A 5,806-nucleotide genomic window follows, 5' to 3' on the forward strand; every position below is an offset into this window, starting at 1 on the left:
TGGTCGTCGAGGCCGCGAAGCTGTACGAGTCGGGCGTCGCCACCGCCGAGGACATCGACCTCGCCTGCAAGCTGGGCTTCGGCCATGCGATGGGACCGCTGGCCACCGCCGACCTGACGGGCGTCGACATCCTGCTGCACGCCACCAGCAACATCTACACCGAGTCCCAGGACGAGAAGTTCGCCCCGCCGGAGCTGATGCGCCGGATGGTGGACGCCGGTGACATCGGTCGCAAGAGCGGGCAGGGCTTCTACAAGCACTGACGCCGACACACGTGTCACGCGCGGCACTTACCGCCCAAGTGAACGCACGAGCCTCCGGGGCATCACCCCTTGAGGTGAATTCGGTATCGGTTCGCTCACAGACGGCAACCTGACGGTGTCAAACACCGTCAGACGTTGCATCACCCAGATCACGGAGTACGAGACGCACTCACGGGAGCGCTTATGTACATCAGGGGCGACCACGCCGAGCTGGTCGTCGGGGGCCGCCTCGACGTACGCAGCGCGGCGGACGCCCGTACGGTCCTGCACTCGGCCGTCGACGACGGAGCCGGCGACCTGGTGCTCGACCTGTCAGAGCTGGACTCCTGGGACGCCACCGGACTCGGCGTGATCATGGGAGCCCACCGGCGGGCGGGACGGTGCGGAAGGCGGCTGGTGCTGCGCGGTGTACCGCCGCAGATGCAGCGGCTGCTCGTGGCCACGCGACTGCACCGCATCCTGGCGATCGAGGGCGGCATCGGCCTGGAGTCGCTGCCCCGGGTGTGAACAGACGTACGGGTTCCTACGTATGGCTCCGTGAACACGGGACACTCGGTCGTCATGGCTGCTCCCGGGGTCGTGCGGACCATGGGGGCGAAACGCACCACACGCCCAATTCTCACGAGACTGTGATGTCTCGGGCGGCGCGGTACCCCGGACTGTCGGAGATACTGTGCGAAGGTTTAGGGTTCGGCTGCCCGCCGCCAGCAACCCTCGAGCGGGTTCCGGACCAGAAGCGACAGCGCGGTGTGCGACAAGGCCGGGAGGGGCTCCAGCACACGAGACGCTTTTGGGGGGCTAGAACCTATGGACCCGACGAACCGGGCATCCGACGAGCACGGCCACGACGACGCACAGGCACCCGGCAGGCGCCCGCCCCGCGAGGCGCTGTCCCAGGACTTCGACCGGCATGCCCCGGCGCTCGCCCGCACGGTCCAGCTGGTCTCGGGCGACTTCCTGCTCACCGTCAACCCCGTGGACGGCAGTGAGATAGAGAACTGCCCGCCGGGCGAGCTGCCCGCCCGGCCCGAGAAGCACGCCCCGGCCGAGCGCGCCGAGATCGACCGCGCCGCCCGGCCACCGGTGCCCCCGGGCCCCGCCCTGGCCAAGCTGCCCCTGCTCCAGCGGGACGACGAGCGGGCACGGCTGGTACGGCTGCTCGCGCGCGGCCGCTCCGTCCGCCTCACCGGCGCCCCCGGCTCGGGCCGCACCACACTCCTCGACGCCGTCGCCGGGGACTGCGCCGACCTCGCGCCCGACGGTGTCGTCCGGCTCTCCGGATTCCGGCGCACCGCGGACGACCTGCTCCACGACCTGTTCGCGACCGTGCACAGCGCGCCCGCGCACCGGCCCGGCCGTGAGCAGTTCCTCGCGCTCGTGCGGGAGATCGGCGCGGTCGTGGTCCTGGACGACCTGGAGTTCGGCGGCGCCGAGCTGGACGACCTGCTCGACGCGACCCCCGAGTGCGCCTTCCTGATCGCGGCCACCCCCGACACACCCTTGCCGTCGTCCGACGCGCCCCTGGAGGAGATCGTCCTCGGCGGCTTCGACCGGGCGGGCAGCGTGGAGCTGCTGGAGCGCGCCGTCGGACGCGACCTCACCGAGGACGAGTCGAACTGGGCGGGCGACCTCTGGTTCGAGTCCGAGGGGCTGCCGCTGCGGTTCGCCCAGGCCGGGGCGTTGCTGAGGCAACGGGACCGGCAGCGGGCCGGCGAGGACGCCGTCGACGAGTTCGGCGTCTTCCACGAGGCGCCGCCGGCCGACGTGCCCTTCGAGCCGGCCGAGGACGGGCACGACGTACCGCTGCCCTCGCTCGCCGAGGGCGCCGCGCCCGCCGCGCTGCTCGCCTCCAGGCTGAGCGCGTCGGCGCGCGAGACCCTGCGGTTCGCGGTCGTCCTCGGCGGCGAGGTCCCGCACCAGGCGCATCTGCCCGCCCTCGTGGGCGACACCCACGCCGACGCCGCCCTCGGCGAGCTGGTCGCGTGCGCCCTGGTCACCCCCGTCGGCGCCCGCTACCGGCTCGCGGCGGGCGTGCGGACCCAGCTGGAGGCCGCCGGATACGGCGACGGAACCGAGGACAGGGCCCGTACCGCCGCCCAGCACTACGCCTGGTGGGCCGGGCACCCGTCGGTCACCCCTGAGCGGGTCTCCGCCGAGGCGGACGCCCTGCTCGCCGCGCTCACCGCCCTCGTGCCGCTCACCTCGCCCTCCGGGGACGAGGAGGGAAGCGTCGCGGTGCGGCTCGCCCGGCAGGCGGCGCCCGCGTTCGCGGCGGGCCTGCACTGGAACGCCTGGGAGCGGGCGCTCCGGGCGGGCGTCGAGGCGGCCCGCCTCGCCGAGGAGGCCGGGGAACAGGCGTACTTCCACCACGAGCTGGGTGTCCTCGCGCTGTGCCGCGGCCGGCTCGACGAGGCCCGCGCGGAGCTGGAGGCGTCCATCGGGCTGCGCGGCGTCCTCGCCGACAAGCGCGGCACCGTCGCCGGCCGCAGGGCCCTCGCCCTGGTCGCCGACCGCTCCGGGGCGACCCCGCCCGGTGGGCGCACGGCGGCGGGGGAGGAGGTGCCCGACGCCCGGCACGAGGAGTCGGCCGCACCGCCCGGCGGAGTGCCCTCCGGGTACGTCCCGGCCGCCTTCGGCGCGGCCGTCGGCCCGGCCCTGTCGACGGGGGAGTCCACCCTCGTCACCCAGCGCACGGGCGGCGGCTCGCCCGCCCACCGGGGCGGTGTCCTCAAGAACTTCGTCGGCGGCGCCCGGCGCAACGTGGTGGCCGCGGGGGCGGGCGCCCTGCTCGCCGCCGTGCTCGGCACCGTGGTGACGCTCGGCGCGACCTCCGACAAGGACAACACCCCGGCCGAGCGGATCGGCGTCAACCCCTCCGCCAGTGAGGGCGCCGACGACGGTGGCCTCGGCGCCGACCGCGCCAAGCAGGGCGAGGGCGACGACGGCCCCGGAGTGCTCCCCGAGCCGAGCGACCCCGGCCCGGACGGGACGTACGGCACGGCGGACGACCCGACGCCCAGCGAGTCGGCGAAGCCGACGAAGGACGGCAAGCCGTCGCCCTCCGAGTCGTCCGGTTCGTCGGACGGCGGCACGAGCGGGGGCGGCTCCTCGGGCGGCTCCGGCAGCGGTTCCAACGGCGGCACGACCGGCGGGAGCAACGGCGGGACGACCGGCGGCGACACGGGCGGCTCGGACGGCGGTACGGCGGACGGCGGGACCACCACGGGCGGGACCACCGGCGGTACGGACGGCGGTACGGCGGACGGCGGGAGCACCACGGGTGGAACCACCGGCGGTACGGACGGCGGCACCACCGGCAACACCACCGGTGGTGCGGACGGCGGCACCACCGGCGGCACCACGGACGGCGGGACGACCACCGACGGAACGACGGGCGGGGCCGACGGCGGGACGACCGCCGGGACCACGGGCGGCACCGCGCCGTCCAACAGCGTCTCGGCCAGCGCCTCGGAGAGCACTCCGGAGACGCCCGGAACCCCCGCCTGACGTTCCGACCACCAGGTCGGAGAACAGGTCCCTGGGAACAGATCACAGGGAACAGGTCCCAGGGAACAGATCACAGAGAAAGGCCGGGTCCGATCCGCGGACCCGGCCTCTCTTCGTGAAATGGCTCAGAACAGCCGCAGCTTGTCGTCCTCGATACCGCGCAGGGCGTCGTAGTCCAGGATCTGACAGTCGATGCCCCGGTCGGTGGCCAGCACCCGGGCCTGGGGCTTGATCTCCTGCGCGGCGAAGACACCGCGGACCGGCGCCAGATGCGGGTCGCGGTTCAACAGCTCCAGGTAGCGGGTGAGTTGCTCGACGCCGTCGATCTCGCCGCGCCGCTTGATCTCCACCGCGACGGTCGCGCCGGCGGCGTCCCGGCACAGGATGTCCACCGGGCCGATGGCCGTCATGTACTCACGGCGGATGAGGGTGTAGCCCTCGCCCAGGGTCTCGATGCGGTCGGCGAGCAGCTCCTGGAGATGCGCCTCCACCCCGTCCTTGATCAGACCGGGGTCGACACCCAACTCGTGCGAGGAGTCGTGGAGGACCTCCTCCATGGTGATGATGAGCTTCTCGCCCGCCTTGTTGATGACGGTCCAGACGGCAGGCGTGCCGTCCGGGTCCCCCGCGTCCTCCTTCAAGGTGCACGGCGGCGACATCCAGTTGAGGGGCTTGTAGGCCCGGTCGTCCGCGTGGATCGAGACGCTGCCGTCCGCCTTCACCAGGATCAGACGGGGGGCCGGGGGGAGGTGGGCGGTGAGCCGGCCCGCGTAGTCGACGGAGCAGCGGGCAATGACGAGACGCATGGTCGGCAACGCTACTCGACGGCGGTGGGTGCGCGCGATTCGACCGCCATGACGACCCCGCCCCCGCCCGTCCGGCCCCCGTCGCCCTCCGTCACACCACCCCGCGCCCGCACGGGCGCCGCCGGCGTCCCGTGGCATGTGCCGCTGTCAACTCCTGTTCGGCATTGGCTGATTGTGAGCGTCTCGGGTGGGGTCGGTGCGCGCAATCTCCTGGTGCGGTCACGTTAGGTTGCTTACCGTATAAACGGGAGGTCGCGAACCGTGCACTCTGCGTGTTCGGTAACGCGAACCCCGACCCTGTCCGTCAACCCCTGATGTAGTGGGGGTGCGAGAGGAGTACCCATGTCGCTCGACGTCTCACCGGCCCTACTCGAACAGGCCGAGCGAGGCGAGGTCGACGAAGCCGCCTTCGTCGACTGCGTCCGGACCTCCCTGCCCTACGCGTGGGAGATGATCAGCTCCCTGGTGGTCCAGCTGAAGGTCGAAGGCGGAGAGTTCGCCGACAACCAGACGCCCCCGCCGGACGAGCAGGCGCGCGGGCAGCTGCTGCGCGCGCTCGCCAGCGACGCGATTCGCGGCGCCCTGCAGCGGCACTTCGGTGTACGGCTGGCCTTCCAGAACTGCCACCGGGTGGCGGTGTTCCCGCAGGACCCGTCCGTGGACGACAGGCTCGCCCGCTTCACCTCGATCCGGGGCCAGCTCCTCAACCAGTCCCCGGAACTCCGGGACTGCTGAGGCGATGAGGCAGCACGGCTTGCCGCTCCAACCGGGGGAGGTGCGTCGGTAGAGCGGGGCGGCAAGCTACCCGGCACGACATGGCACCGCACGACATGGCACCGCACGACATGGCACGACACCGCACAGCACGAACGGCACGACATGGCACCGCACAGCACGGAACGGCTCAGCCGAGGTGAGGCAGCACCTCGGCACCGAGTCGCCGTACGTTCTCCTCCGTCGCCGACAGATCTCCGGAGCCCTCGACGAGCAGGGCGAAGCGGGAGATGCCCGTGCGCTCGCTCGTCGCCGAGAGCCGGTCCACGCACAGCCGCGGCGTCCCCACCGGGTGCAGCCCGCAGAGCAGTTCGGTGTACGCCACCGGGTCCCGCATGGCCCGGACACGGCCGTCGACGGTCACATGGGCCTCCAGGCCCTGCTTCAGCCAGCCCGGCATCGCCTTGGTGAGCGCCTCCACGGCGTCGGTGCGCCGGTCCGCGATCTGGCAGACAC

The 5,806-nt window shown here is 72.7% G+C and carries 5 protein-coding genes and 1 pseudogene; 4 read left to right on the plus strand and 2 right to left on the minus strand.

The annotated features are described in order from the left end of the window. The 3 genes from M8J73_RS32795 to M8J73_RS32805 all read left to right on the plus strand — a co-directional run. A partial coding sequence (locus M8J73_RS32795) for a 3-hydroxyacyl-CoA dehydrogenase family protein (RefSeq protein WP_249829433.1) occupies positions 1 to 263 on the plus strand: 263 nt, incomplete at its 5' end. A gap of 183 nt (positions 264 to 446) precedes the next feature. After that, on the plus strand, positions 447 to 770 hold the full coding sequence (locus M8J73_RS32800) for an STAS domain-containing protein (RefSeq protein ID WP_009297239.1): 324 nt from the start codon (positions 447 to 449) through the stop codon (positions 768 to 770). Between the two features lie 300 nt (positions 771 to 1,070). Then, positions 1,071 to 3,770 carry an ATP-binding protein gene (locus M8J73_RS32805; RefSeq protein WP_249829434.1) on the plus strand — a complete coding sequence of 900 codons (2,700 nt, stop codon included), beginning with the start codon at positions 1,071 to 1,073 and terminating at the stop codon, positions 3,768 to 3,770. Between the two features lie 125 nt (positions 3,771 to 3,895). On the opposite strand, the gene nucS is transcribed toward M8J73_RS32805, so the two are convergent. Next, positions 3,896 to 4,576, minus strand: coding sequence for an endonuclease NucS (nucS, locus tag M8J73_RS32810; RefSeq protein ID WP_249829435.1), 681 nt, complete (start codon positions 4,574 to 4,576; stop codon positions 3,896 to 3,898). 342 nt (positions 4,577 to 4,918) lie between these two features. Here nucS and M8J73_RS32815 point away from each other — a divergent pair, with 342 nt between their 5' ends. After that, positions 4,919 to 5,311: an SCO5389 family protein gene (locus M8J73_RS32815; protein ID WP_055717359.1), complete on the plus strand. Its 393-nt coding sequence runs from the start codon at positions 4,919 to 4,921 to the stop codon at positions 5,309 to 5,311. A 169-nt stretch (positions 5,312 to 5,480) separates the two neighbouring features. Here M8J73_RS32815 and M8J73_RS32820 read toward each other — a convergent pair. After that, a pseudogene (locus tag M8J73_RS32820) lies at positions 5,481 to 5,806 on the minus strand (LLM class flavin-dependent oxidoreductase); the annotation flags it as partial.

Origin of the sequence: Streptomyces neyagawaensis (assembly GCF_023516595.1) — a bacterium.
Lineage (GTDB): Bacteria > Actinomycetota > Actinomycetes > Streptomycetales > Streptomycetaceae > Streptomyces > Streptomyces neyagawaensis.

Bases quoted from the DNA above. Each gene is read 5' to 3' on its own strand.
- nucS (WP_249829435.1), bottom strand. From the start codon at position 4,576: ATGCGTCTCGTCATTGCCCGCTGCTCCGTCGACTACGCGGGCCGGCTC.
- M8J73_RS32815 (WP_055717359.1), top strand. From the start codon at position 4,919: ATGTCGCTCGACGTCTCACCGGCCCTACTCGAACAGGCCGAGCGAGGC.
- M8J73_RS32800 (WP_009297239.1), top strand. From the start codon at position 447: ATGTACATCAGGGGCGACCACGCCGAGCTGGTCGTCGGGGGCCGCCTC.
- M8J73_RS32805 (WP_249829434.1), top strand. From the start codon at position 1,071: ATGGACCCGACGAACCGGGCATCCGACGAGCACGGCCACGACGACGCA.